At 68.1% G+C, this 25,249-nt stretch carries 20 protein-coding genes; 16 read left to right on the top strand and 4 right to left on the bottom strand.

What is annotated here, in order from left to right; all coding sequences use genetic code 11:
* Positions 1–245: 245 nt before the first annotated feature.
* The 6 genes from N0B71_RS08750 to N0B71_RS08725 all read left to right on the top strand — a co-directional run bounded on the left by N0B71_RS08750 (position 246) and on the right by N0B71_RS08725 (position 6,781).
* Positions 246–1,181, top strand: coding sequence for a LysR family transcriptional regulator (locus tag N0B71_RS08750; RefSeq protein ID WP_259759510.1), 936 nt, complete (start codon positions 246–248; stop codon positions 1,179–1,181).
* 132 nt (positions 1,182–1,313) lie between these two features.
* Positions 1,314–2,768, top strand: coding sequence for an FAD-dependent tricarballylate dehydrogenase TcuA (tcuA, locus tag N0B71_RS08745; RefSeq protein WP_259758372.1), 1,455 nt, complete (start codon positions 1,314–1,316; stop codon positions 2,766–2,768).
* A complete protein-coding gene (gene tcuB, locus N0B71_RS08740; RefSeq protein ID WP_259758371.1) occupies positions 2,749–3,930 on the top strand; it encodes a tricarballylate utilization 4Fe-4S protein TcuB in 1,182 nt (393 codons plus the stop codon). The genes tcuA and tcuB overlap by 20 nt, the downstream gene beginning before the upstream one ends.
* A 50-nt stretch (positions 3,931–3,980) precedes the next feature.
* Positions 3,981–5,273: an MFS transporter gene (locus N0B71_RS08735; protein WP_259758370.1), complete on the top strand. Its 1,293-nt coding sequence runs from the start codon at positions 3,981–3,983 to the stop codon at positions 5,271–5,273.
* A gap of 78 nt (positions 5,274–5,351) precedes the next feature.
* Positions 5,352–6,269 (top strand): LysR family transcriptional regulator, encoded by a 918-nt coding sequence (locus tag N0B71_RS08730; RefSeq protein WP_259758369.1) that lies wholly within the window; start codon positions 5,352–5,354, stop codon positions 6,267–6,269.
* A gap of 56 nt (positions 6,270–6,325) precedes the next feature.
* Positions 6,326–6,781 (top strand): GNAT family N-acetyltransferase, encoded by a 456-nt coding sequence (locus tag N0B71_RS08725; protein WP_259758367.1) that lies wholly within the window; start codon positions 6,326–6,328, stop codon positions 6,779–6,781.
* A 1-nt stretch (position 6,782) separates the two neighbouring features.
* Here N0B71_RS08725 and N0B71_RS08720 read toward each other — a convergent pair whose 3' ends face one another.
* Complete coding sequence (locus tag N0B71_RS08720; protein ID WP_259758366.1) at positions 6,783–7,811, bottom strand: AraC family transcriptional regulator; 1,029 nt, start codon at positions 7,809–7,811, stop codon at positions 6,783–6,785.
* 65 nt (positions 7,812–7,876) lie between these two features.
* Positions 7,877–8,827 carry an alpha/beta fold hydrolase gene (locus N0B71_RS08715; RefSeq protein WP_259758365.1) on the bottom strand — a complete coding sequence of 317 codons (951 nt, stop codon included), beginning with the start codon at positions 8,825–8,827 and terminating at the stop codon, positions 7,877–7,879.
* Positions 8,828–9,027: 200 nt separating this feature from the next.
* Here N0B71_RS08715 and N0B71_RS08710 point away from each other — a divergent pair, with 200 nt between their 5' ends.
* Together N0B71_RS08710 and N0B71_RS08705 are read left to right on the top strand one after the other, a co-directional pair.
* Positions 9,028–9,951: a LysR family transcriptional regulator gene (locus tag N0B71_RS08710; RefSeq protein ID WP_259758364.1), complete on the top strand. Its 924-nt coding sequence runs from the start codon at positions 9,028–9,030 to the stop codon at positions 9,949–9,951.
* A 55-nt stretch (positions 9,952–10,006) separates the two neighbouring features.
* Positions 10,007–10,291 carry a hypothetical protein gene (locus tag N0B71_RS08705; RefSeq protein ID WP_259758363.1) on the top strand — a complete coding sequence of 95 codons (285 nt, stop codon included), beginning with the start codon at positions 10,007–10,009 and terminating at the stop codon, positions 10,289–10,291.
* A 128-nt stretch (positions 10,292–10,419) separates the two neighbouring features.
* Here the strand turns inward: N0B71_RS08705 and N0B71_RS08700 are convergent, their stop codons facing one another.
* On the bottom strand, positions 10,420–11,349 hold the full coding sequence (locus N0B71_RS08700) for a LysR family transcriptional regulator (protein ID WP_259758361.1): 930 nt from the start codon (positions 11,347–11,349) through the stop codon (positions 10,420–10,422).
* 93 nt (positions 11,350–11,442) lie between these two features.
* On the opposite strand from N0B71_RS08700, the gene N0B71_RS08695 reads away from it, so the two are divergent.
* The 6 genes from N0B71_RS08695 to N0B71_RS08670 all read left to right on the top strand — a co-directional run bounded on the left by N0B71_RS08695 (position 11,443) and on the right by N0B71_RS08670 (position 20,345).
* Entirely contained in the window at positions 11,443–12,282 is an 840-nt protein-coding gene (locus N0B71_RS08695; RefSeq protein ID WP_259758360.1) for an AraC family transcriptional regulator ligand-binding domain-containing protein, read from the top strand.
* A 108-nt stretch (positions 12,283–12,390) separates the two neighbouring features.
* Positions 12,391–14,220 carry a DUF1302 domain-containing protein gene (locus N0B71_RS08690; RefSeq protein ID WP_259758359.1) on the top strand — a complete coding sequence of 610 codons (1,830 nt, stop codon included), beginning with the start codon at positions 12,391–12,393 and terminating at the stop codon, positions 14,218–14,220.
* 11 nt (positions 14,221–14,231) lie between these two features.
* A complete protein-coding gene (locus N0B71_RS08685) occupies positions 14,232–15,566 on the top strand; it encodes a DUF1329 domain-containing protein (protein ID WP_259758358.1) in 1,335 nt (444 codons plus the stop codon).
* Positions 15,567–15,909: 343 nt separating this feature from the next.
* Entirely contained in the window at positions 15,910–18,003 is a 2,094-nt protein-coding gene (locus N0B71_RS08680; RefSeq protein WP_259758357.1) for a 3-hydroxyacyl-CoA dehydrogenase NAD-binding domain-containing protein, read from the top strand.
* Positions 18,004–18,013: 10 nt separating this feature from the next.
* On the top strand, positions 18,014–19,204 hold the full coding sequence (locus N0B71_RS08675) for an acyl-CoA dehydrogenase family protein (RefSeq protein ID WP_259758356.1): 1,191 nt from the start codon (positions 18,014–18,016) through the stop codon (positions 19,202–19,204).
* A gap of 10 nt (positions 19,205–19,214) precedes the next feature.
* Entirely contained in the window at positions 19,215–20,345 is a 1,131-nt protein-coding gene (locus N0B71_RS08670; protein ID WP_259758355.1) for an acyl-CoA dehydrogenase family protein, read from the top strand.
* A gap of 567 nt (positions 20,346–20,912) precedes the next feature.
* On the opposite strand, the gene N0B71_RS08665 is transcribed toward N0B71_RS08670, so the two are convergent.
* Positions 20,913–21,698, bottom strand: coding sequence for an IclR family transcriptional regulator (locus N0B71_RS08665; protein WP_259758354.1), 786 nt, complete (start codon positions 21,696–21,698; stop codon positions 20,913–20,915).
* Between the two features lie 211 nt (positions 21,699–21,909).
* Between N0B71_RS08665 and N0B71_RS08660 the strand changes: the two genes are divergently transcribed.
* Positions 21,910–23,541, top strand: a complete 1,632-nt coding sequence (locus N0B71_RS08660; protein ID WP_259758353.1) for an AMP-binding protein — start codon at positions 21,910–21,912, stop codon at positions 23,539–23,541.
* Positions 23,542–23,588: 47 nt separating this feature from the next.
* Entirely contained in the window at positions 23,589–25,112 is a 1,524-nt protein-coding gene (locus tag N0B71_RS08655) for a 3-hydroxyacyl-CoA dehydrogenase (RefSeq protein WP_259758352.1), read from the top strand.
* The last annotated feature ends 137 nt before the right edge of the window (positions 25,113–25,249 follow it).

Below are 25,249 nucleotides of genomic sequence, written 5' to 3'. Positions count from 1 at the left end.
CGCTTTTTCGCCTTTCACTCTTTAGCGCAGCTTCACAATGCAGGCACCGCATCGGAACGTCGTGCCGCGCCTGATTCAAGCCAGCCCAGGCCGATGCGCTACTGAACCGGGTGGTCATGCGCACGCTCGGGCTGGTATATCGTCGCATCCAGGGCGCCCGGCTGGGCTTCATTCCGGCGACGGCTGCAGCGCAGGGTTTCGGCCGCGAACAGCAGACCATGGCCTTCTTCGGGGAACCGTCACCGTTGGAACTCAGACAACTGCGTTACTTCGTCAAGATCGTCGAGCACGGCAGCCTCGGTCGGGCCGCCCTCGAACTGGAGGTGGGCGTCTCGGCGCTCAGCCAGCAGATCGGCAAGCTGGAAAGCGAACTGTGCACGCGCCTGCTCAACCGCTCCGCCACCGGCGTCACCCCGACCCCGGCAGGCATGGCGTTCCTGCACCACGCGCAGCTGTGCCTGCGCCAGGCCGACAATGCCGTCCTGGCCGCCCACCGCGGGCGCATGAGCGGTTACGTCACGGTCGGACTGCCGCCAACCACCGCGACGGTACTGGCGCTGCCGCTCATCCAGGCCATGCGCGAACGCTACCCGGATATCCAGTTGCACCTGGTGGAAATGCTCTCCGGTCACCTGGGCACCCAGCTCAATGCCCGGCAGATCGACCTCGCCATCCTGTTCCAGCTCGAAGGCGGCAAACGCTGGAGCGTGACGCCGCTGCTCGACGAACAACTGTTCGTGATCAGCGCGCCAACCCTGGCCAATGCCCCGCGGACGAACAGCGTGCAACTGGCCGACCTCGGCCAGCTGCCGCTGGTCATGCCCACCGCCCAGCACGGCTTGCGCTCGACGCTGATGACCGCCTTCGAACGCTCCGGGCTGGTGCCCAACATCATCATGGAAGTCGACGGCCTGGCCGTGCTGATGAACGCCGTGCGGGCCGGCCATGCCGCCACCATCCAGCCAGGGGCCGCTGCGGCGCTAAAGGGGGAGGAGGGGCTTCATGTGACGCAGATCAGCGACGCCCATGTCGGCCGACGCAACCTGCTGGCCAGCCTGGCGGACGACGAGCTGTCACCGGCAGCCCTGGCAGCGCGGCGGGTGATCATCGACGTGGCCCGCCAACTGGTTGCCGGGCAACAGTGGCCCGGGGCTGCCTGGATAGCCGATAGCACCTGCTGACGCCCCTCCAAGCCTTTAGCAAAACTGAAGACCCCCTGCGCCAGATCGCCTTTCTGGCCTCGGCGGCCGGCATTACGTTCTCCTCATGCGCAAGGGCTCCTCGTCCACGCCCGTTGCGACCGAGGAGCGAAGATGATCGATGTACTGGTAATCGGCGGTGGCAACGCCGCCCTGTGTGCCGCCCTGATGGCGCGCGAGGCGGGTGCCAGCGTGCTGCTGCTGGAGGCCGCCCCCAAGGCCTGGCGCGGCGGCAACTCGCAGCACACCCGCAACCTGCGCTGCATGCATGACGCCCCGCAGGACGTGCTGGTCGAGGCTTATCCCGAAGAGGAGTTCTGGCAGGACCTGCTCAAGGTCACCGGTGGGGTGACCAACGAGAAACTCGCGCGCCTGGTCATCCGCGCCTCGTCCCGTTGCCGGAGCTGGATGCGCCGGCACGGCGTGCACTTCCAGCCCTCGCTGTCCGGCGCCCTGCATACCGCCCGCACCAACGCGTTCTTCATGGGCGGCGGCAAGGCGCTGGTCAACGCCTATTTCCGCAGCGCCGAGCGTCTGGGCGTGCAGGTTCGCTACGACGCCGAAGTGGTGGACATCGAACTGGACGGCGATCGCTTCGTCGCCGCGCACATCGCCGCGCGCGAGGTGGACGGCAAGCGCCGGGACGCCGAACGGATCGAGGCGCGCACCTGCGTGCTGGCGGCCGGCGGCTTCGAGTCCAACCGCCAGTGGCTGCGCGAGGCGTGGGGGCAGAACGAGCGGGGAGAGTGGCCGTCGGACAATTTCCTGATCCGCGGCACCCGCTTCAACGAGGGCGTCCTGCTGCGCCGGATGATCGACCTGGGCGCCGACAGCATCGGCGATCCCACCCAGGCCCACATGGTCGCCATCGACGCCCGTGCGCCGCTGTACGACGGCGGCATCTGCACGCGCATCGACTGCGTGTCGCTGGGGGTGGTGGTCAATCGCGAGGGCCTGCGCTTCTACGACGAAGGCGAAGACTTCTGGCCCAAGCGCTACGCGATCTGGGGCCGGTTGGTGGCCCAGCAACCCGGCCAGGTGGGCTTCTCGATCATCGACCAGAAGGCCCTCGGCCGCTTCATGCCGCCGGTGTTTCCCGGCACCGCAGCCAACACCCTGGAAGAGCTGGCCGCGCTGCTCGGGCTCCCCGAGCAGGCCTTCGTCGAGACGGTGCGCGCCTACAACGCCGCCTGCCAGGCCGGCACGTTCGACCACACCCGCCTCGACGATTGCCACACGCTGGGCGTGCAGCCGGCCAAGAGCCACTGGGCACGCCCGATCGACACCCCGCCGTTCTACGGCTACCCGCTGCGACCGGGCATCACCTTCACCTACCTGGGGCTGCGTACCGACGAAACCGCCGCCGTGCACTTCGCCGGGCGGCCCAGCCCCAACCTGTTCGTGGCCGGCGAAATGATGGCCGGCAACGTGCTGGGCAAGGGCTACACCGCGGGCGTCGGCATGTCCATCGGCACTGCATTCGGCCGCATCGCCGGCGTCAGCGCCGCGGCAGCCGCCGGCTACCAATACCCCCACGACGAGATCAACCATGACTGCGCAACTGCCTGAACCACGCCAGGTCGAGCCTGCCGAGCCGGGCGTCGACCTCATTCCGCTGCTGAACCTGGAGGAGCAGGAAGTCGACCGGCAAATGCGCATCTGCAATTCCTGCCGCTACTGCGAAGGGTTCTGCGCCGTGTTCCCGGCCATGACCCGTCGGCTGGAATTCGGCAAGGCCGACATCCATTACCTGGCCAACCTGTGCCACAACTGCGGCGCCTGCCTGCATGCCTGCCAATATGCCGCGCCGCACGAATTCGCCGTCAACGTGCCCCAGGCCATGGCCAAGGTGCGACTCGATACCTATACCGAATACGCCTGGCCGCGCGCCCTGGGGCGCCTGTACCAGCGCAACGGGCTGACCCTGGCGCTCGCCAGCGGCTTCGGGCTGGTGCTGTTCCTGTGCCTGAGCCTGCTGGCCATGGGCAACCTGTTCACCGCCATGCCCGGCGGCAACTTCTACGGCATCTTCGCGCACAACACCCTGGCGCTGATGTTCGGCGCGGTATTCGGCTTCGCCGTCATCGCCCTGGCCCTGGGCATCCGCAGGTTCTGGCGGGACGTCTCGCCGGCCGAAGCCCCCACCGCGCTGAAGACCGCCGCGGCAGCGGAAGCGGTGTCCAGCGTGGCGCGGCTCAAGTACCTGGACGGCGGCCACGGCCAGGGATGCAACAACGCCGATGACCGTTTCACCTTGTGGCGCCGCCGCTTCCATCACCTGACCTTCTACGGCTTCCTGCTGTGCTTCGCCGCCACCGGCGTGGCGACGCTCTACCACTACCTGCTGGGCATCGCGGCGCCGTATCCGGTGCTGAGTCTGCCGGTGATGCTGGGCGTGGCCGGCGGTATCGGCCTGCTGCTGGGCCCAGCCGGGCTGTTGTACCTCAATCTGCAGCGCCACCCGGCCCAGGGCGACGCCGAGCAGAAACCGATGGACCGCGGCTTCATCGCGCTGCTGTTGCTGGTCAGCGCCAGCGGCCTCGGCCTGTTGGCGTTCCGCGAAACCAGCGCGCTGGGCGTGCTGCTGGCGCTGCACCTGGGCCTGGTCATGGCGTTCTTCCTGACCATGCCCTACAGCAAGTTCGCCCACGGCCTGTTCCGCAGCGCCGCACTGCTCAAGTACGCCATCGAGAAACGCCAGCCAAACCCGATCAATGCCGGCAACGACTGAACCGCGCATCGCCCGTTGAACAACAACAAAAACAAGCCCCGCAGGTGGCCATGATGAATACATCCACACAGACCCGGAGCGCCAAGCTGGGCGCGATTTTGCGCGTGACCAGTGGCAACTTCCTGGAGCAGTTCGACTTCTTCCTGTTCGGCTTTTATGCCACCTACATCTCCCAGACCTTCTTCCCCGCCGACAGCGAGTTCGCCTCGCTGATGATGACCTTCGCCGTCTTCGGCTCGGGCTTCCTCATGCGGCCGCTGGGTGCGATCGTGCTCGGGGCCTACATCGACAAGGTCGGGCGCCGCAAAGGCCTGATCGTGACACTGTCGATCATGGCCGCCGGCACCGTGCTCATCGCCCTGGTGCCCGGCTACGCCAGCATCGGCCTGTTCGCGCCCCTGCTGGTGCTGCTGGGCCGTCTGCTGCAAGGCTTCTCGGCCGGCGCGGAGATGGGCGGGGTGTCGGTGTACCTGTCGGAAATCGCCACGCCCGGGCACACCGGCTTCTACACCAGCTGGCAGTCCGCGAGCCAGCAGGTGGCGATCGTCGTGGCGGCCGCGCTGGGCTATACCCTCAATGCCTGGCTGCAAGCCAGCGAGGTGGCGGCCTGGGGCTGGCGCATTCCGTTCTTCATCGGCTGCGTGATCATCCCGTTCATCTTCATCATCCGCCGCTCTCTGCAGGAGACCGAGGCGTTCCGCGCACGCCGGCATCACCCGAGCGCCAGCGAGGTGTTCCGCTCGATGTGCGACAACTGGACCACGGTGCTGGCGGGCGGCCTGCTGGCCTCGATGACCACCACCACCTTCTACCTGATCACGGTCTACACGCCCACGTTCGGCCGGACCGTGCTGCACCTGAGCAGCACCGACAGCCTGGTCGTGACCCTGCTGGTCGGGGTGAGCAACTTCATCTGGTTGCCCATCGGCGGCAGCCTGTCCGACCGCATCGGCCGCCGGCCGCTGCTGCTGGGGATCTCCCTGCTATGCATGCTCACCGCCTACCCGGCCATGCACTGGCTGGCCGAGGCTGCCAGCTTCGAGCGCCTGCTGGCGGTGTTGCTGTATTTCTCGTTCTTCTTCGGCATGTACAACGGCGCCATGGTCGCGGCACTGACCGAGGTGATGCCGCAGAACGTAAGGGTCGTCGGCTTCTCGCTGGCCTTCAGCCTGGCCACCGCCCTGTTCGGCGGCTTCACCCCCGCCGTGTCGACGCTGCTGGTCCAGGCCACCGGCGACAAGGCGTCACCGGCCTACTGGCTGATGTTCGCGGCGGCCTGCGGGTTCACCGCGACCACCATCCTCTACCGGCGAAACCGGCAACTCGCCGCGCGCAGCTGCTGAGGACAATTCGCTTATCCGCGCCAGCATTCCCGGGAAGAATCCGCTATGTTGCCTGTCACTCGTTAGCGGAGCTGCACAATGGACAATCTTCGCGGGATGGCGGTGTTCGCCACCGTGGTCGCCCGCGGCTCCATGGCCGCGGCGGCCGACGCGCTGGGCATGACACCCTCGGCGGTGAGCCAGCAGATCCGCAAGCTGGAAGCGCACGCCCAGGTCACGCTGTTGCACCGTACCACCCGCAAGCTGACGCTGACCGAGGCCGGCGAGGCCTTCTACCGCAGTTGCGCGCAGATGCTGGCGATTGCCGAGGAGGCCGAGCAGCGCTTGGGCGAATGGCGCGAGGCACCGGTGGGCGAACTGCGCCTGGCCGCGCCGGTGGGCTTCTCCGGCAAGCTGATCACCGAAGCGCTGCGCCCGCTGCTGGAGAACCATCGCCAGTTGCGCCTGCAGCTGTTCTTCCACGACGAGCAGATCGACCTGATCGAGCAGCGCATCGACCTCGCCATCCGCGTCGGCAGCCTCTCGGATTCGAGCCTGGTGGCGCGTCACCTGGCCGAATGGAACAACGTCATCTGCGCCGCGCCCGCCTACCTGCGGCGCATGCCGGCCATCGACCATCCGCAGCAGCTGCAGGGCGTGGACTGGCTGGCGCTGAACACCGTGGCGCACCAGGCCTACCTGAGCTTCAGCGGGCCGGGCGGGGAGAGCTGCAAGCTGCGGCTCGAAGCGCGGGTGGCCGCCAACAGCATGATCGCCCTGCGCCAGTTCACCCTCGACGGCCTCGGCGTATCCGCCCAGCCGGAGCCGGAAGTGCGCGAGGCACTGCAGGAGGGCAGGCTGGTGCGGCTGCTGCCGGAATGGTCGCTGCCGCCGTTCGGCATCTACGCCGTCACCCCGCGCCGGGATGCCCAGCCGGCCAAGGTGAAGGTCGCCATCGATGCGCTGCGCCGGCACCTGGGCGGCTCGGCCACGCTGCGCTTCCACGCGCCGGTGTGAGGCGCGCTACCATGCCGCTCTGAAGACGCCGCCTCGATGATCGGAGAGAACACCCCATGGCCCTGACCTGGACCTGCAAGCACCACCGCGACCTCACCAAGGAAGAGCTCTACGCCATCCTGCAATTGCGCACCGAGGTGTTCGTGGTGGAACAGAAATGCCCCTACCAGGAAGTCGATGGCCTGGACCTGATCGGCGACACCTGCCACCTGATGGTGGAAGAGGGCGGCCAACTGCTCGGCTACCTGCGCCTGCTCGACCCGCAGCGCCACGCGGGCGACGTGGTGATCGGCCGCGTGGTGATCGCCCCGCAGGGCCGCGGCACCGGCCTGGGCCACCAGTTGATGGAACAGGCGCTGCAGGCCATCGCCCAGCGTTGGCCGGGCCTGCCGATCTACCTGTCGGCCCAGGCGCATCTGCAGGGCTACTACGGGCGCTACGGGTTCACCCCGGTGACCGAGGTGTACCTGGAAGACGACATCCCCCACATCGGCATGCGCCGCACCGCCTGAGTCAGCGCGGCAGGCTCTCGCGCCATGCCCCCGGGCTGGTGCCGTACCAGCGGCTGAAGGCGCGGGAGAAGCTCTGCAGATCGCCGTAGCCGAGCTGGTCGGTGATCTGCGCCAGCGACAGCGCCGATTGCTCCAGCAGGTCCAAGGCCCGGTGGCGGCGCTGCTCATCGAGCAGCTCGCTGTAGCGCCAGCCATGGCTGAGCAGGCGGCGCGCGGCCGTGCGCTCGGTGAGATGACGTGCCTCGCAGAACGACTGGAAGCTCGCCCCCTGTGGCAGTTCGCGGGCGATGTAATCGGCCGCCTCGTCCAGCAGGGTGCGCTGGGTCTGGCTACGCGCCTGCTCCAGCAGCGCCACCAGCATGCCCTCCAGCTCCGCATTGGCCGGCGACAGCGGGTGGCGGAACAGGTCCGGCGCCAGGTGCAGCACGACCTCGTCGGCCCCCCAGCGCAGGGGCACCCGCAACGCCTGCTCGTAGGCCTGCAGTTGGGCCGGTTCGGCGCCGGGCAGGTCGATGCGCAGCAGCGGGTCCTGGCCAATGCCGCTGGCCAGCAGCTTGCGGCGCAACAGGCTGCAGATGCCCACCACCGTGTACTCGCGACTCTGCCGGCCGGAGAGCAGGGCGCCCTGGTCGGCGAGCACCAGCGCCACCTCGCCGTCCGCCTCGCGCAGTCGCGCGCGCAGCGAGCCGTTGAAGTAGGGGAAGTACTCGCAGAAGTACGCGCAGGCCGACTCCAGCGTCGGCGCCACGTCGAACAGGTAGGTGAGGCCATTGGTCAGGGTGGAGGCGAAACGCTTGCCCGCCAGCAGGCCGATGGCCGCCTCGCCGCTGGCCTGCTCGGCCAGGTCCCAGAAGCGCCGGGAGAGAAAGAGCGGCACCCGCACCAGCGGCGTACGCAGCTCCAGCAGCGTGCGGTGGAAGCAGGCTTCCAGGTCGGCGCCGGCGACGCCGCGCGACAACAGCTCCTCGATGGCCGGCAGCAGGGTCGGCGCATAGAAGGCGTTGGACGGATCGGTGGCGGGGTGGCTCATGGCGCGCGGCTCGACGGAACGGGCCAGCCGACCTTACGCATTGCGCCGCGCGCCCACAAGCCGGCTCAGGCCGCGTAAAGGCGGCCGAGGAAGTCCAGCAGCAACGCGTTGACCCGTTGCGGCTGCTGGTTCTGGATCCAGTGGCCGCAGTTCTCCAGCACATGCTGTTCGAGGTTCGGCACGTGCTCGGGCATGCGTTGCACGGTGTAGGCCTCGAAACGTCCGACCGGATCGCGGTCGCCGATCAGGAACAGCGTCGGCTGCTCGACCTTGCGCCCGGCCAGCGGCTCGGTGCGCTGCCAGCTGCGTTCGAAGTTCCGATACCAGTTCAGCGCGCCACGGAACCCGCGCCCTTCGAAGGTGCGCACGTAGTGCTGGAAGTCCTCGGCGCTGCACCAGGCCGGGTGCGCCGGAGGCGGGGGCAGGCCGTCGAACAGGCGGCTGTCGGGGGATTGCGCCGGCGCCAGCAGCACGTTGTCGCCGAGGAAGTGGCGCAGGCTCAGGGCGATGTCGGCATCCATCTCCGCCTCGGCACGACCGGGCTGCTGGAAGTAGAGGATGTAAAAGAATGTGCCGGCGAACACCTCGCGCATGATCTCCACCGGCGGCCGCTTGGCGCGACCGGCGAAGGGCACCGACAGCGTCGCCAGCGCCACCACCCGTTGCGGCTCCAGCAGTGCCAGGTGCCAGGCCACGGGCGCACCCCAGTCGTGGCCGACCATGGCCACGCGCTCGTGCCCCAGCGCATCCATCGCGCCCTGGATGTCCGCGCAAAGCGACAGCACGTCGTAGGCGTCCACCGCTTGCGGCGCGCTGCTCTGGCCATAACCGCGCATCTCCGGGGCGAACACCCGGTAGCCGGCGGCGGCGAGGGCGCGCATCTGGTGCTGCCAGGAATGCCAGCACTCGGGGAAGCCATGCAGCAGCCACACCGGCTTGCCGTCTGCCGGGCCGCAGGCATAGAGGCTCAGCTGGATGCCATTGACCGCCAGCAACTGGTGTTCGAACTCGTCCATGGCGCGTCCCCCGCGAGTGTTGGCCTCCACTATGCCAAGCCCGGCGCTCTGCATCGAAGCGCATTCACCGGGCGAATGCCCGGACCCTGTCGTCGGCCAGCCCCGCAGGTGATCGGAAATTGTCCTGTGCGGCTGGCGGCGCGGGGCAGGGCGCTCTCTAGCATCGGCCGTTCGATTCAGCGCCAGCCGCGGTACCCGTCATGCTCGATCTTCGCCAATTGGACCTGAACCTGCTGCTGGCCTTCGATGCCATCTACCACCAGCGCAGCATCACCCGCGCCGCCGAAACCATGGGCCTGACCCAGCCGGCGATGAGCAACGCCCTGCGCCGCCTGCGCCAGTTGTGCGACGACCCGCTGTTCATCAAGACCCACCTGGGCGTGGCGCCGACGCTGGTGGCGCACCGGCTGTCCGGGTCGATCCGCGACGCCCTCGATGGCCTGCGCGAAGCGCTCAGCCACACGCCGGCCGCCCATCCCGCCTCGACGACGCGCAGCCTGCGCATCAGTTGCCCGGAAACCTTCCAGCCGACACTGCTCGAGGCGCTGCTGGAAAGCCCCGATTTCGACTGGCACCCGCGCTTCTACCAGAGCCGCCGCCGCGAGGCGCTGCAGGAACTGGCGGTGGGCAAGCTGGACCTGCTGATCGACATCGACCAGCCGCTCTCGCAGCAGAGCGGCCTGCGCAAGCTGCCACTGCTCGTCGACCACTACGTGTTCGCCCACGGCGAAGCCCTGGCGCAGCCGCCGCTCACGCTGGCGGAGTACCTGGCGGTGCCGCAGATCCAGGTGTCCCAGCGCCGCGACGGCCTCGCGCCGATCGATCTGGAACTCGGTCTGCGCGGCCAGCGGCGGCACATCGCGCTGACCTTGCAGAGCGCCCTGGCGGCACGCGTGATCGCCGACCAGCGCCCGTATGGGCTGACCCTGCCCAGCCGTGTCGCCCACCTGCTCGGCCTGCGCCAGAGCCCGCTGCCGCTGGAGCAGCCGGTGCGCATCGAGCTGTGCCTGTATGTGGAGAACCGCTACCGCTTCGAGCAGGCCATGGAGCGGGCCATCCGCCAGGTGCAGCGCACCTTCGCCGGCCTGCAGAAGCTGCCGCGGGTGATGACTGCACAGCGCTGACCGTCCGCATGGATAATGGTGGGCATTGCACTTGCCCCCGCCATACGGAAACGCCATGCGATCACAGCCCAGCGCCAGCCTTTGCCCGGAACTCGACGCCATCCTGCAAGCGGAGCTGCGTGCCGGCAACCAACTGGGCGAAGGCCCGGTGCGCACCGACTGGCCGCAGCCCGGCTCGATCTACGCCGCCCTGCGCCATAGCCTGAAGACCCGCAAGCCGGGCACCAGCGGCCCGGTGCGCCATTCGATCTGCCGCGATCCGCACTACGGCTGGAACGACGAGTGCTACTGCGAGCTGCACGGCGACCTGCTGGTCGCGGGCGCCACCCAGAAGCCCTGAGTCTCAGTGAGGGCGGGGGAGAGGGCGGCCCCGACACGACAATCCGTTAGGAGCGGACTGCGTCCGCGATCGGCGTCCGGCGCGCTGAAAACCCATCGCGGACGAAGTCCGCTCCTACGCAATACCTCTCAGCGCACCGCGGCCCCGCGCGGCAAGCGCTGGTCCGCCGCGTGGATGGCCTCGATCATCGCCTGCGCCGCGGGCGACAGAGCGAAACCGGCGCGGCTGACGATGCCGTAGTGCAGCCGCAGTTCCGGACGATCCTGCGGAATGTCGCCGATCCTCAGCAACGCCACCTCCCCGCGCTGCACCGGCGCATGCAGCGCCTCCACCGCCGCCAGCCCCACCGCGTCGGAGCGCGCGACGATGTGCAGGATGGCCGCGAACTGCGCGCACTCGACGTTCATGTGGAAATCGCGCTCGCCGATGACCTCGGCCAGCACCTTGCGCAACGGTGGCGGAATGCGCGTGCCCACCCGCGGATAATCGAGCAGGTCCGCCAGCCTCAGCGCCGAGCGCGCCGCCAGGGGATGGCCGGCGCGGCAAAAGAAGCGCCCCGGCCGGAACTCCATCCAGTCGACCTGGTAGTCCGGATTGCCGGCGAATTCCCGGGCGTCGCCGACGAAGAACTCCACCTGCTCTTCCTTGAGCAACTGGGCCATCTGTTCCCAGTCGCCCATGAGGAATCCGACGTTGATGGCCGGGTGCGCGCGAATGAAATCGGCCATCGCCTCCGGCACCAGCAGTTGCGCCGGGTAGGGCCCGCAGCCGAAACGCAGCTCGCCGGCATTCAGGCCGTTGAACTGCTCCAGCTCGTTGCGCAGCGAACGGCTGCCGGCCACCAGGCGGCGAGCGTGCTGCAGCACCAGCTCGCCTTGTCCGGTGAAACGGAATTCCCGGCTCTGGCGATCCACCAGCTCGCAGTTCAGCTCGCGTTCCAGCGCCTGGATACTGCGGCTCAGGGCTGACTGGCTCAGCCCCACGGTATCGGCGGCGCGCTGGAAGTTGCGGAAATCCGCCAGGGCGATGAGATGACGCAGTTGTCTCAGCTCCACCATGCGCTCCATGCATCAAAGTGTTGAGATAAATGAATTTGATGGATAGCAGAGCAAGCTGATGTAGTAAACCGGTCCTTTCACCGGTCCGCTGCCATGTCGTCCCTGCTGTTCGCTTCCAGCGCCTTCGCCAGCACCATCCTGTTGCACGCCGCCCACCTGGGCCTGTGCCCGGCGGAGCTGCGCCGCCGCGCGGGCATCGCCGAAGCGCTGCTGCTGGACCACCGCGCACGGATTCCGGCAGGGCAGGTGGAGCGGCTGTGGAGCGAGTGCGAACGGGCCAGCGGCAACCCGCAGTTCGGCTGCGAGTTGGTCAACGGCCTGTCCACGCACTGCTTGCAGGGGCTCAATATCCTGCTCGACTCGGCGCCCACGCTCGGCGCCAGCCTGGCCGCCTTCTGCGAGCACCTGCCCTCGGTGACCAACTGCGTGGAAGCGCAGCTGCACGACGACGGCGCCCGCGCTCGCCTGACACTGCAGCTGGTGCAACACGACCTGCACCACTTCGGCCTCGATGCCGCGCTGCTGACGCTGATCCGCAACATCGCCCGGCGCGTCGGCCAGGCGCCGGCAGTAGTGTTCATCGACGCCGGGATCGTCGCCCAGCAACGCTGCGGCGCCGTGCTCGATGAGTGGCGGGTGCCCTGGCGCCTCACGCCAGCGCCCTGCCTGACGCTGCCCTCGTCATTGCTGCAAGCGCCTCTGGTGGGCGCCAACGAATTTCTCTACCAGAGCCTGCGCGGCCAGTGGCTGGGCGCGCGGGAAAGCACCGACGGCGACGGCCTGAGCCTGGCACGCATCTGGCTGCGCTCCTCGGACCAACCCATCGAGCGCATCGCCGAGCGGATCGGCTACCGCCAGAGCGGCAATTTCATCCGCGCGTTCCGCAAGCGCTTCGGCATCACCCCCAAGCAGTTCCGTCTCGGACATTTCTGATTACCCGCCCCGTCAGCGGGATGATCGGATTTTGTCGGCCTGTGCTTGGGGCCTCCCAGCCAGCGCCGGTCATGGTAGCTCCGCGGTATATCCCATCCGGAGCCAATAATGACAAGAATCCATCCGGCCTCCGCCCCCATTACGTCCGCGGGGCGGCGCCAACACTGCATTTCCACACCTCTCCTGCTTGCCCTCGCGGCGGGCTGCGCCAGTCAGGCGGGCGCGACCAGTTTCGAACTCAACGACGACTGGAGCCTGTCCACCAAGACCACGCTGAGCCTGGGCGCCAGCTGGTCCGCGGCGGACCCGAACCGGCATATGATGACCCATGCCAACGCCATCCAGGCGCAGCACATCACCAATGCCGACGGCACCAGCGTCAGCGCCGACGACAACCGCCTGAACTTCAAGAAGGGCGACCCCATCTCGCAGATGTTCAAGGGGCTCACCGACTTCAGCCTGGACGGCCAGGGGCAGGGCGCGTTCGTTCGCTTCAAGTACTGGTACGACCACGCCTACGAGACCGCCGACGGCCGCTTCAAGGACTTCGATGACAGCGGCTGGCCGAAGCTGGCGCGCTTCCATGGCTTCGATACCCTCGACGCCTACGTGTGGAAGGACTTCGACGTCGCCGAGCGCCCGCTGAACGTCAAGCTCGGCAAGCAGGTGCTGTCCTGGGGCGAGTCGATCCTGATCCAGAACGGCATCAACGTGATCAACCCGCTGGACTACAGCGCCTTCAACAAGCCAGGGGTGGACATCAAGGAAGGCCAGCTGCCGGTGGAGATGCTCTCCTTCAACCTTGGCCTGACCGACAAGGTGAACCTGGAAGGTTTCTACCAGTACAACTGGCGGCCCAGCGTGCTCGATGGCTGCGGCACCTTCTTCGCCACCAGCGATGCCATCCAGCCCGGTTGCGGGCCCCTGTACCTGAGCCAGGTGCAGACCGATGCGCAGATGCAGGCCGGCGGCCTCTACGTCCGCCACGGCGACGACCAGGACCCGTCAGACCAGGGCCAGTGGGGCCTCGCCCTGCGCACCCTGATCAGTTCGCTGAACGATGCCGAAGCGGCCTTCTACTACGTGAACTACCACGCCCGCCTGCCCTACCTGCAACTTACCGCACGGGACGTCAGCAAGCCCGGCAACTTCCCCATCGGCCACGTGCAGGGGCCGGTGTACGCCGCCGCCTTCCCCGAGGACATCCACCTCTACGGCCTGAGCATCAACGGCGCGCTGCCCGGCTGGGGTACGTCCCTGGCGGCCGAGCTGAGCTACCGCCCGAACATGCCGGTGGCCCTCAACGGCCCGGACATGAACGTGGCGATGATCACCGGCCCCGGCGGCAGTTCAGCCATCACCGACGTACCGGCCAACGCCTCCACCACCGGCAAGACCCTGGATGGCTGGGAGCGCAAGCCGGTCTGGCAGATGACCACCTCCGCCACCCAGATCATCGACAACGTGCTCGGCGCCACCCGCCTGACCCTGCTCGGCGAAGCCGGCGTGGTGCACGTGGGCGATGTCGGGGACGAGCGCCTGGGACGCAACGCCGCCTTCGGCCGCAGCGCCCCGCTCAGCGGTGCGAAATGCAACACCGTCGCCAGCGGCGTGACCAACCGCTACTGCACCGACGATGGCTTCACCACGCCCTGGTCCTGGGGCTACCGCCTGCGCGCGGGCCTGGAATACAGCGATGTGCTGCCGGGCGTGAACATGCTGCCGTCGGTGAACTTCCGCCACGACGTGGAGGGCTACTCCTACGACCCGGGCGGCCCGTTCCAGGAAGGGCAGAAGGCCGTGGGCCTGTCGCTGGCCTTCAGCTACCTGAACGATTACAGCCTGGAGTTCGGTTACAACAACTTCTTCGGCAGCAACAAGTACAGCACGCTCGACGACCGCGACTTCTACAGCGTCAGCGCCAAGGTCGACTTCTGAGGAACCGCACCATGCAACTTGGAAAAATCTCCACCCTGGCCCTGGCCATGGGTCTGGCACTCTGCACCCACCTCCACGCCGCCGATCTGGGCGCCGGCCTGACGCCGGTAGGCGGCGAAAAGGCCGGCAACGCCGACGGCAGCATTCCCGCCTGGGACGGCGGCCTGCCGCCCACGGCGGGGCAGGTCGACGCCAAGGGCGGCTATGCCAACCCCTACGCCGCCGAAAAACCGCTGTTCACCATCACGCCGGCCAACGTCGGGCAGTACAGCCAGTGGCTGAGCCCCGGCGAGCAGGCGATGCTCAAGCGCTACCCCAACACCTACAAGATCAACGTCTACCCCAGCCACCGCAGCGCACGGTTGCCCGACGCGATCTACGCCGCCACCCGCGACAACGCCAGCAACGCCAAGCTCGCCGACGGCGGCAACGGCGTCCTGAACTACCAGCGCGGCGTGCCGTTCCCGATGCCCAAGCAAGGCGTCGAAGCGATCTGGAACCACATCACCCGCTACCGCGGCGGCAGCATCGAGCGCACCTTCAGCTCGGCCAACGTCAAGGAAAACGGCGTCTACAGCCTGGTCCGCTCGCAGACCGACATGAACTACGCCGAAACCATCGACGACCTGCCGCAGGGCGCCAACCTGCTCTACATGTTCAAGACCCGCGTGCTGGAACCGGCGCGCCTGTCCGGCGAGGCGGTACTCACCCACGAGCCGATGGACCAGGTGGCCGAACCGCGCGCGGCATGGCAGTACATCCCCGGCCAACGCCGTGTGCGCCGCGCCCCGCTGATCGCCTACGACAACAGCGCCCGCTACAGCGACGGCATGGTCACCGCCGACAGCCTCGACGGCTTCAACGGCGCGCCGGATCGCTACGACTGGAAGCTGGTGGGCAAGCAGGAACTGTTCGTGCCGTACAACAGCTTCCGCCTGTACGACCGTTCGGTGAAATACGCCGACATCCTCAAGACCGGCCACATCAACCCGGATCTCGCGCGCTTCGAGAAGCACCGCGTCTGGGTGGTGGAAGCGACCCTCAAGCCAGGTGCGCGCCACGTCTACAGCAAGCGCCGCTACTACCTCGACGAGGACAGCTGGAACATCCTCCTCGGCGAGCTGTACGACAGCCGTGGCGAGCTGTGGCGCAACTACCAGTCCCACGCCATGCCGTACTACGACAAGCAGTTCACCTTCGAGGCGCTGGCCGCCGCGTACGACCTGATCAGCGGGCGCTACTTCGTCAACGGCCTGATGACCGAGGAGAACGCCGGCATGAAGACCGGGCAGCACGCGAAGATGAATGACTACACCCCGTCCGACCTGCGCCGCTGGGCCAAGTAAGACGACCGCTCCCTGGCCCCGGCTGGGCGTAGCCGGGGCACTTGCGCCCCCTTCGGAATCCGGAGGGGGCGTTTTTGTTTTTGCCGGGCGACGGCTGGGCGATCCACGCCAGAGCTTCCCCTCACCCTTCCCCCGCGAGAGGGCCGGCCCTGGGAATACGTTGTAGGAGCGAGCTTGCTCGCGAACCGCTTGAGACTGAAGCCTCGGGAAATCCCTTCGCGAGCAAGCTCGCTCCTACAGCACCCGGCACACTCGACAATAAAAAAACAACACCGTATTCTGCACAGCGGAACAACATTCCGTTAAACAATTCCGTGATAACAAAAGCCAAACGGAGTCCAGCATGTCAGACGCGGTACAGCTCGAGCGCCGGGGTGAGATCGCCCTGGTGACGGTCGACAACCCACCGGTGAACGCCCTCGGACATGCCGTCCGCGCCGGGCTGCTTGCCGCCTTCCAGCAAGCCGAGGCCGACCCGCAGGTGCGCGCCGTGGTGCTGGTCTGCACCGGGCGCACCTTCATGGCCGGCGCGGATATCCGCGAGTTCGGCAAGCCGCCGCAGTCGCCGTCGCTGCCCGAGGTGGTCGACTGCCTCGAAGGCGCCAGCAAGCCCAGCGTCGCCGTGATCCACGGCACCGCCCTGGGCGGCGGGCTGGAAGTCGCCCTGGCCTGTCACTACCGCATCGCCCGCCGCGACGCCCAGGTCGGCCTGCCGGAAGTGAAGCTCGGCCTGCTCCCCGGCGCTGGCGGCACCCAGCGCCTGCCGCGCCTGGCCGGCGTGGCGAAGGCCCTGGCGATGATCGTCTCCGGCGCGCCGATCCCCGCGGCCGACGCCCTGGACAACGGCATCGTCGACGAGCTGTTCGATGGCGACCTGATCGACGCCGGCCAGGCCTTCGCCCAGCGCCTGCTGGCAGACGGCAAGGGCCCGCGCCGCACCGGCGAACGCAACGAGCGCGTGCAGGAAGAGGGCGTCGCCGAGCTCATCGCCCACCAGCGTGGCGAGGTGCAGAAGCGCCTCCCAGGGCAGTTCGCCCCGCTGCGCTGCATCGACGCCGTGGAAGCTGCGACGCAATCGCCGTTGCGCGAAGGCCTGGCGCGCGAGCGTGAACTGTTCCAGCAATGCATGCAGTCACCCCAGCGCGCCGCGCTGATTCACGCCTTCTTCGCCGAACGTGACGCCGCCAAGGTCGAAGGGCTGGCCAGCGATGTGCAACCCCGGGAGATCCGCCGCGCCGCCGTGATCGGTGGCGGCACCATGGGCGTCGGCATCGTGCTGTGCTTCGCCAACGCCGGCATCCCGGTGCAACTGCTGGAAGTGAACGAAGAAGCCCTGCAACGCGGCCTCGAGCGCGCCCGCAGCCTCTATGCCGCCAGCGTGGCGCGCGGCAGCCTGAGTGCCGAGGAGATGGAGCGTCGCATGAGCCTGGTCAGCGGCGTGCTCGACTACGCCGCGCTGGGCGACGCCGACGTGGTGGTGGAAGCGGTGTTCGAAAGCCTGGAGGTGAAGCGCCAGGTCTTCGAGCAGCTGGACGCCGCCTGCAAGCCCGGCGCGATCCTCGCCAGCAACACCTCCTCGCTGGACCTCGACGAAATTGCCGCCTTCACCCAGCGTCCGCAGGACGTGGTCGGCCTGCACTTCTTCAGCCCGGCCAACGTCATGCGCCTGCTCGAAGTGGTACGCGGCAAGGCCACCTCCGACGCCGTGCTGGCCAGTGCCATGCAACTGGGCAAGCGCCTGAAGAAGGTCTCGGTGGTGGTTGGCGTCTGCGACGGCTTCGTCGGCAACCGCATGATCTTCCCGTACGGCCGCCAGGCCGAATTCCTCCTGGAGGAGGGCGCCACACCGGCGCAGGTGGACCGCGCGCTGCGCACCTTCGGCATGGCCATGGGGCCGCTGGCGGTGCGCGACCTGTCGGGCCTGGACATCAGCCACGCGATCCGCTCGCGCCAGCGACCGAACCTCAAGCCGGGCCAGACCCTGCCGCGGGTGCTCGACCACCTGATCGCCGCGGGCATGCTCGGGCAGAAGACCGGCACCGGCTTCTATCACTACGGCGAAGGCGGCCGCGCCGCGCAGGACAACCCGGCGCTGCCGGCCATGCTGGAGCAGGCCGCCGCCGAACGCGGCATCACCCGCGCACCGATCAGCGATGAAGAGATCGTCGAGCGCTGCCTCTACGCACTGGTCAACGAGGCCGCCCAGATTCTCGACGAGGGTATCGCCCAGCGCGCCAGCGACATCGACGTGATCTTCCTCAACGGCTACGGCTTCCCCGCCTGGCGCGGCGGCCCGCTGTTCCATGCCGACAGCGTCGGCCTCGCCCACGTACTCGAACGAATCCGCGAGTTCCACCAGCGCCTGGGCGCGTGGTGGCAACCCGCCCCGCTGCTCGAACGCCTGGTGGCCGAAGGCCGCCGCTTCGCCGATCTGTAGAGGACCTGCCATGGACATCCATTTCACCCCCGACGAACTGGCGTTTCGCGATGAAGTCCGCCACTTCCTGGAAACCAAGCTGCCCACGGACATCGCCACCAAGGTGCGCCTGGGCAAACACCTGAACAAGGCGGACCACCAGCGCTGGCAGCGCGTGCTCGCCGAGCAGGGCTGGTACGCCACGCACTGGCCGGAAGCCTTCGGAGGCACCGGCTGGAACGCCGTGCAGAAGCACATCTTCGAGGAGGAATGCGCCGCCTTCGGCGCGCCACGCACCATCCCCTTCGGCGTCAACATGGTCGCCCCGGTGATCATCAAGTTCGGCACGCCCGAACAGCAGGCGCACTACCTGCCGCGCATCCTCGACGGCACCGACTGGTGGTGCCAGGGCTACTCCGAGCCCGCCGCCGGTTCCGACCTCGCGTCGCTCAAGACCCGCGCCGTGCGCGACGGCGACCACTACGTGGTGAACGGCCAGAAGACCTGGACCACCCTCGGCCAGCATGCCGACTGGATCTTCTGCCTGGTGCGCACCGATCCCGAGGCGCAGCAGCAGCGCGGCATCAGCTTCCTGCTGATCGACATGAAATCCCCCGGCATCACCGTGCGCCCGATCATCACCCTGGACGGCGAGCACGAGGTCAACGAGGTGTTCTTCGACAACGTGCGCGTGCCGGTGGAAAACCTGGTCGGCCGCGAGAACGAAGGCTGGACCTGCGCCAAGTACCTGCTGACCTACGAGCGCACCGGGCTGGCCGGCATCGGTGCGTCCAAGGCGGTGCTCGCGCACCTCAAGCAGGTCGCCCGCCGTGAGCTGTGCGACGGCAAGCCGATGCTCGACGATCCGCTGTTCCGTGCCCAGGTGGCGGAGGTGGAGATGCAGCTGATGGCCATCGAGATGAGCACCCTGCGCATCCTCGCCGCCGCCCGCGAGGGCGGCGTGCCGGGTGCGGAAAGCTCGATCCTCAAGGTCAAGGGCACGGAGATCCGCCAGGCGATCAGCCACCTGCTGCGCAAGGTGCTCGGCCCCTACGCCTTGCCCTTCATCGAGGACGAGTTCGAGCTGGGCGCCGAGCCGCTGCACGCCGACTATTCGGCTGCGCCGGCGAGCCAGTACTTCAACCTGCGCAAGCTGTCGATCTTCGGCGGCTCCAACGAAATCCAGAAGAACATCGTCTCCAAGATGATTCTCGAGCTGTGAGGCCAGGACCATGGACTTCAAACTGAGCGAAGAGCAGCAGATGCTGCAGGACACCGCGGCCCGCCTGGTCCGCGACGCATACCCGTTCGACCAGCGCGAGGCCTTCAGCCGTTCCGAGCTGGGCTATAGCGCCGAATTCTGGGGCCAGCTGGGCGAGCTGGGGCTGACCTCGGTGTCGCTGCCGGAAAGCCATGGCGGCTTCGGCGGCGGCGTGGAAAGCATGCTGGTGCTCACCGAGCTGGGCCGTGGCCTGTGCCTGGAGCCCTACCTGCAGTCGGTGGTGCACGGCGGCGGGCTGATCGCCCAGCTGGGCAGCGACGCGCAGAAGGATCACTGGCTGCCACGCATCGCCAGCGGCGAAGCGCAGCTCGCGGTGGCGCTGGAAGAACCGCAGAGCCACTACCAGCTGCATGACGTGCAGACCCGCGCGGAGCAGGCCGGCGACGGCTGGAGGCTCAGCGGGCGCAAGGCGGTGGTGATCGGCGGGCAGAGCGCCACGGCGATCCTGGTGTCGGCGCGGGTATCGGGCAATGCGCGGGACGAGGCGGGCATCGGCCTGTTCGTCATCGACCCGCAACGGGCCGGCGTGAGCCGCCGCGATTACCCGACGGTGGACGGCCAGCGCGCCTGCGAACTGTTCCTCGACGGCGCCCTCGGCGAGGCCATCGGTACGCCCGGCGAAGCGCTGCCGGCGCTGCGTTATCAGCAGGGCAGGGCGATTGCCGCGCAATGCGCCGAAGCCCTGGGCAGCCTGCAGGAAGCCTGCGCGCTGACCCTGGACTACCTGAAGACGCGCAAGCAGTTCGGCATGCCGATCGGCAAGTTCCAGGTGCTGCAGCACCGCATGGTGGACATGCGCAGCGAGCTGGAGCAGGCCACCAGCATGGCGATCCTCGCCGCCTGCGTCGCTGACCAGCCCGACAGTGCCGAGCGCAGCCGCACCCTGGCCGCCGCCAAGTTCATCGTCACCCGCGCGGCGCGCTATGTGGCCGAGCAGGCGATCCAGCTGCACGGCGGCATCGGCATGACCTGGGAATACGTGCTAGCGCATCACGCCAAGCGCCTGGTGATGCTCAGCCACCAGTTGGGGGACGACGATCATCACCTGAAGGTGTATGCGGGGTTGATGGACGTGGCCTGAGGCGCTTGCCGGCCCTTGTAGGAGCGAGCTTGCTCGCGAACGGATTCACCGGCGGCTTTGGCGCTGGGCGGTTCGCGAGCAAGCTCGCTCCTACAGGAAAAGCGTGCCCGGCGATCCGGTTCGGGCTCTGGCTCCTATTTCCAGAGAAACATCCGCGCACTCCAGACTGCCCCGTTCAGGAGGCCTCGTTGAAGCGGAGTTTCAGGGGTTGAGCGACATGGATGTCGCGAGAGCTGCGATGGGCCAGGGATGGCCCTTCGCAGCGGGCCCCTGAAACTTCGATTCAACGAGGGAATTTTTCGCCTAAGCGAAAAACCGGATGTCCGGGGCGAGACCTTTGCCCACTTTGGGTCGTTTGCCAAAGTGGGTCGCCCGAGGGGGCGAAACAAAATCTATCAGTGCACGCCGAAGCGACGCGGGAAACAAGGCGTGAGGCAGACACATCGCGGACGAAGTCCGCTCCTACGCGGGCGCATGAGGCAGGCGTTCACATAGGACACCGAGTCAGCCGCGATGGATTTCGCGGAGAAGCTCCGCTCCTACGAAAGCGGTTCTCCCTGCCAGGGCTCAGGCCCCAAGGCTCTCGATATCCCGCGCGAGGATTTCCAGCTCATGGGCCAGCGAGCCGCGCAGCGTCTCCTCGCTGAGCTGGAACGACGGCGCGCCGCAGGTCAGCGCCATCAGCCCGCCGTCGGCCAGGCGCAACGGCACACCGGCGGCGCGCACGTTGCGGTCCCAGTCGCCGAGGGACAGGCAGAAGCCATGCTGGCGATATTCCTCGAAGGAAGCCTCCAGCGAGGCCCGCATGGCCGACCAGTCGCCGTCGTGGCGCTCCTGCAGTGCGGACAGCAGGTGCTCGCGTTCCTGCTCCGGCGTCGCCGCCAGGTAGGCGCGGCCAGCCGCAGTGGTGGCCAGCGGCAGGCGCACGCCGGCGTCCATGCGCAGGGAGGTCGCCTCCGGCGGACGGCAGTTTTCCACGTAGATCATCGACAGCCAGTCGCGGCAGGTCAGGCCCACCGTGGTGTTGGTGCGACGGGCGAAGGCATCCATGTACGGCTTGGCCAGCTGGCGTACGCGCAGGTTGGACACGTAGGCGTAGCCCAGCGCCAGCACGCCGGAATCCAGCTGGTACTTCTCGTGCTGCTGCGAGTAGCAGAGGTAGCCCAGCTGGGTGAGGGTGTAGGTCATGCGCGACACCGTCGCCTTGGGCAGGCCGGTGATCCGCGAGATTTCCTGGTTGCCGAGCACCACCGAGCCATGGGTGAAGGCGCGCAGCACATCCAGGCCGCGGGCCAGGGCCTCTACGTACTTGCGGTCCTTGGGGTTGCTGCTGTCTTCGACGTCGTCGCTCATGGGGCCTCGGCGGGGGATCGTTGGGGCGGCGCCACGCGCGGCGCGGGCGAACGATAGCAGATAGCCCCCTCGCCACACAGCGGTCCGCGTGTGCTCGTTGCACCGGGCTAGCCTATCGCATACCATCGATTTCGACACACTGTTTCGCTGTGCAGAACAACAATTCGAAGCCAGGGCCGATCCCGGCTCGGAAAAAGCAACGGAGAAGTCGATGTCCGCTCAACCGTCCGGCCACGTGGCCCGCGAGATCGCCCGTCACGGTTACCAGAACCTCCACGACCTGCTGCGCGATGCCTGTCGCGAATCCCCCGAGCGCCTGGCGTTCTCCTGTGGCGACAGCCACCTCAGCTTCGCCGAGCTGGAGCGGCAGGCCGACGCCTTCGCGCGCTACCTGATCCACCACGCCGGCCTGCAACCCGGCGACCGCCTGGCGCTGATGCTGCCCAACTCGCTGCAGTACCCCATCGCCACCTTCGGCGCGCTGAAGGCCGGGCTGGTGCTGGTGAACACCAACCCGCAGTACACCGCCAGCGAGCTGCGCCACCAGCTGGCCGACTCCGGCGCCAGCGCCGTGCTGCTGCTCGACCGCCTGCTGCCGCTGTTGCGCAGCGTGCAGGCGCAAACCGACGTTAGCCAGCTTCTGCTGACCTCGATCGACGACATCGAGCAGCCCCGGTTCGACAGCGATGAAGCCGATTGCACGCGCTTCCAGCAGGCCCTGCGCCTGGGCGCCGAGGCGCCGCCGGTGGACACCGAGGCGGGCCTGGATCGCCTCGCGCTGCTGCAGTACACCGGTGGCACCACGGGTGTCTCCAAGGGCGCGATGCTCAGCCACCGCAGCCTGGTCGCCAACGTCATCCAGACCCTGGAACTGTTCCTGCGCCCCGGCCTGCTGGACCCGGCCACCGACGTGCGCATCGCGCCGCTGCCGCTGTACCACATCATGGCGTTCGCCACGAACCTGCTGTCCTCGGTCGGCATGGGCCTGCACACGGTGTTTATCCGCGACGGCCGCAACCTCGACGAGATCATCGGGGCCATGCGCCGCTATCCCTTCACCCTGATGAGCGGGATCAACACCCTCTTCGTCGGGCTGATGAACCACCCGGACTTCCCTGGCATCGACTTCAGCCACCTGAAGTGGGTGACCTCCGGCGGCGCGCCGCTGAACCGCGAGGTCGGCCGGCGCTGGGAAGCCCTGACCGGCGCACCGGTGCGTGAAGGGTTCGGCCTGACCGAGGCCTCGCCGGTGGTCTCCACCGGCACCCTGCAGAGCCCCTACCGCGAGGGCTATGTCGGCCAGGCGCTGGTGGACACCGAGCTGCGCACCGTGGACGAGGCGGGCAACGACACCGGCCCCGACCAGCCCGGCGAGCTGTGGCTGCGCGGCCCGCAGGTGATGCAGGGCTACTGGCAGCGCCCGGAGGAGAGCGCCCAGGTACTGACCGCCGATGGCTGGCTGAAGACCGGTGACATCGCCGAGCTGGACGCCGACGGCATGCTGAAGATCGTCGACCGCAAGAAGGACATGATCCTGGTCTCGGGTTTCAACGTGTTCCCCAACGAAGTGGAAGACGCCGTGATGCGCCACCCCGGCGTGCGTGAATGCGTGGCCATCGGCGTGCCGGACGAGCGCAAGGGCGAGTCGGTGAAGCTCTTCGTCAGCCTCAAGGACGAGACGCTGGCGCCGGCGCAGATCATCGCCCACTGCCGCGAGCACCTAACCGGCTACAAGGTGCCGAGCGTCGTCGAGGTGCTCGATGAGTTACCCAAGACCAGTGTCGGCAAGCTCCTGCGCCGACAGCTGCGCGACCTGGAACTGGCCAAAAGGTCCACCGCGTGAGCACACCGTCTATGGTTGATGCAGGTGTGCACGATGAGACCCGCAGCATGACCGAGTCCTTCCAGCGTATCGGCGTGATCGGCGCCGGGGCCATGGGCCGCGGCATCGCCCAGCTGTTCGCCGGCGCCGGCCTGCCGGTGCGCCTGTACGACAGCAACCCGCAGATCGTGGAGCAGGCCCTGGCCTTCAACCGCGATCTGCTGGAGCGCGCGGTGGCCAAGGGCAAGCTCGGCCCCGACGCGCTCGGCGCGACGATGCAGCGGCTGCTGCCGACCCATAGCCTCGACGAGCTGGCTGACTGCGACCTGCTGATCGAGGCCATCGTCGAGGACCTGGGCGCCAAGCAGGCACTGCTCGCCGAGCTGGAGAAGCGCGTGGCGCCCGATGCCGTGCTGGCGAGCAATACCTCGTCGCTGTCGGTCACCCGCATCGCCGCGCGCTGCCAGCGCCCGCAGCGGGTCGCCGGCTTCCACTTCTTCAACCCGGTGACGCTGATGCGCATCGTCGAGGTGGTGCGCGGCCAGCGCACCAGCGAGGGAGTGGTGCAGCGCCTGAGCCGCCTGGCGGAGCAGGCCGGACACTTCCCCGCGGTGTCGCCGGACAGCCCCGGCTTCATCGTCAACCACGCCGGCCGCGCCTTCAGCACCGAAGCGCTGCGCATCCTCGGCGAAGGCATCGCCAGCCCGGCGCAGATCGACCGCATCCTGCGCGACGGCGTGGGCTTCCGCATGGGGCCCTTCGAGCTGCTCGATCTCACCGGCCTGGATATCTCCCACGCGGTGATGGAGTCGCTCTACCAGCAGTTCTACCAGGACCCGCGCTACACCCCCTCGCCGCTGGCCGCCCAGCGCGTCGCCGGCGGCCTGTTGGGGCGCAAGAGTGGCGAAGGGTTCTACCGCTACCGCGACGGCCAGCCGGTGCGTGAGCCCGAGGAACAGCACGAAGCGGTGCTGCTCAATCGCCCCTACTGGCTCGACAGCCAGGACCCGGAGCTGCGCCACCGCGTCGCGTCGATCCTCACCCTCGGCGGCGTGGTGCTGGAGACCAGCGAAGCGCCGTCCTCCCGCGCCATCTGCCTGGTCACGCCGCTGGGCACGGATGCCAGCACGCGCATCGATGCCCTCGGCCTGCCGCCCGAACGCAGCCTGGCGCTGGAAACCTTCACCGAACTGGACCGGCGCCGCGTGCTCATGCGCCAGCCGGCGCTCGACCCGCAGTTGGAGACGCAGGCACGCCAGGCGCTGGGCAGCGACGGCGTGCCGGTGGAAGTGATCAACGACTCGCCCGGTTTCATCAGCCAGCGGGTGGTCGCCGGCATCGTCAACCTGGGTTGCGAGATCGCCCAGCGCGGCATCGCCACGCCGGTGACGCTGGACCGCGCGGTGCAACTGGCGCTGGGCTACCCCTTCGGCCCGCTGGCGTTCGGCGAGCACTACGGCGCGGCGCGCATCCTCACCATCCTCCAGGGCCTGCAGGCGTGCTACGGCGAAGCGCGCTACCGGCCCAGCCCCTGGCTGCGGCGCCGCGTGCAGCTGGACCTGCCGCTGCACAGCCCCGACCGCGCGGAGTGACGCGCCGGCGATGATCGTTTTCTGTCCGCTGGCGCTAACCGCCCCTTCCCTGTCGTGACGCACTCTGCCCGGACGTCCGCTGCCGGCGGTCGCGTGACCGTCTGCGCGACGGCGCCAGCGGTGACCTTCCAACAAGA

The organism is Pseudomonas sp. GCEP-101, assembly GCF_025133575.1.
In the GTDB taxonomy this organism is placed as follows: Bacteria; Pseudomonadota; Gammaproteobacteria; order Pseudomonadales; family Pseudomonadaceae; genus Pseudomonas; species Pseudomonas nitroreducens_B.
This window is presented reverse-complemented; position numbering and strand designations above follow the sequence as displayed.

Coding starts and splice junctions, on each gene's coding strand:
- tcuA (WP_259758372.1), top strand. CDS start 1,314: ATGATCGATGTACTGGTAATCGGCGGTGGCAACGCCGCCCTGTGTGCC.
- tcuB (WP_259758371.1), top strand. CDS start 2,749: ATGACTGCGCAACTGCCTGAACCACGCCAGGTCGAGCCTGCCGAGCCG.
- N0B71_RS08735 (WP_259758370.1), top strand. CDS start 3,981: ATGATGAATACATCCACACAGACCCGGAGCGCCAAGCTGGGCGCGATT.
- N0B71_RS08730 (WP_259758369.1), top strand. CDS start 5,352: ATGGACAATCTTCGCGGGATGGCGGTGTTCGCCACCGTGGTCGCCCGC.
- N0B71_RS08725 (WP_259758367.1), top strand. CDS start 6,326: ATGGCCCTGACCTGGACCTGCAAGCACCACCGCGACCTCACCAAGGAA.
- N0B71_RS08720 (WP_259758366.1), bottom strand. CDS start 7,811: ATGAGCCACCCCGCCACCGATCCGTCCAACGCCTTCTATGCGCCGACC.
- N0B71_RS08715 (WP_259758365.1), bottom strand. CDS start 8,827: ATGGACGAGTTCGAACACCAGTTGCTGGCGGTCAATGGCATCCAGCTG.
- N0B71_RS08710 (WP_259758364.1), top strand. CDS start 9,028: ATGCTCGATCTTCGCCAATTGGACCTGAACCTGCTGCTGGCCTTCGAT.
- N0B71_RS08705 (WP_259758363.1), top strand. CDS start 10,007: ATGCGATCACAGCCCAGCGCCAGCCTTTGCCCGGAACTCGACGCCATC.
- N0B71_RS08700 (WP_259758361.1), bottom strand. CDS start 11,349: ATGGTGGAGCTGAGACAACTGCGTCATCTCATCGCCCTGGCGGATTTC.
- N0B71_RS08695 (WP_259758360.1), top strand. CDS start 11,443: ATGTCGTCCCTGCTGTTCGCTTCCAGCGCCTTCGCCAGCACCATCCTG.
- N0B71_RS08690 (WP_259758359.1), top strand. CDS start 12,391: ATGACAAGAATCCATCCGGCCTCCGCCCCCATTACGTCCGCGGGGCGG.
- N0B71_RS08685 (WP_259758358.1), top strand. CDS start 14,232: ATGCAACTTGGAAAAATCTCCACCCTGGCCCTGGCCATGGGTCTGGCA.
- N0B71_RS08680 (WP_259758357.1), top strand. CDS start 15,910: ATGTCAGACGCGGTACAGCTCGAGCGCCGGGGTGAGATCGCCCTGGTG.
- N0B71_RS08675 (WP_259758356.1), top strand. CDS start 18,014: ATGGACATCCATTTCACCCCCGACGAACTGGCGTTTCGCGATGAAGTC.
- N0B71_RS08670 (WP_259758355.1), top strand. CDS start 19,215: ATGGACTTCAAACTGAGCGAAGAGCAGCAGATGCTGCAGGACACCGCG.
- N0B71_RS08665 (WP_259758354.1), bottom strand. CDS start 21,698: ATGAGCGACGACGTCGAAGACAGCAGCAACCCCAAGGACCGCAAGTAC.
- N0B71_RS08660 (WP_259758353.1), top strand. CDS start 21,910: ATGTCCGCTCAACCGTCCGGCCACGTGGCCCGCGAGATCGCCCGTCAC.
- N0B71_RS08655 (WP_259758352.1), top strand. CDS start 23,589: ATGACCGAGTCCTTCCAGCGTATCGGCGTGATCGGCGCCGGGGCCATG.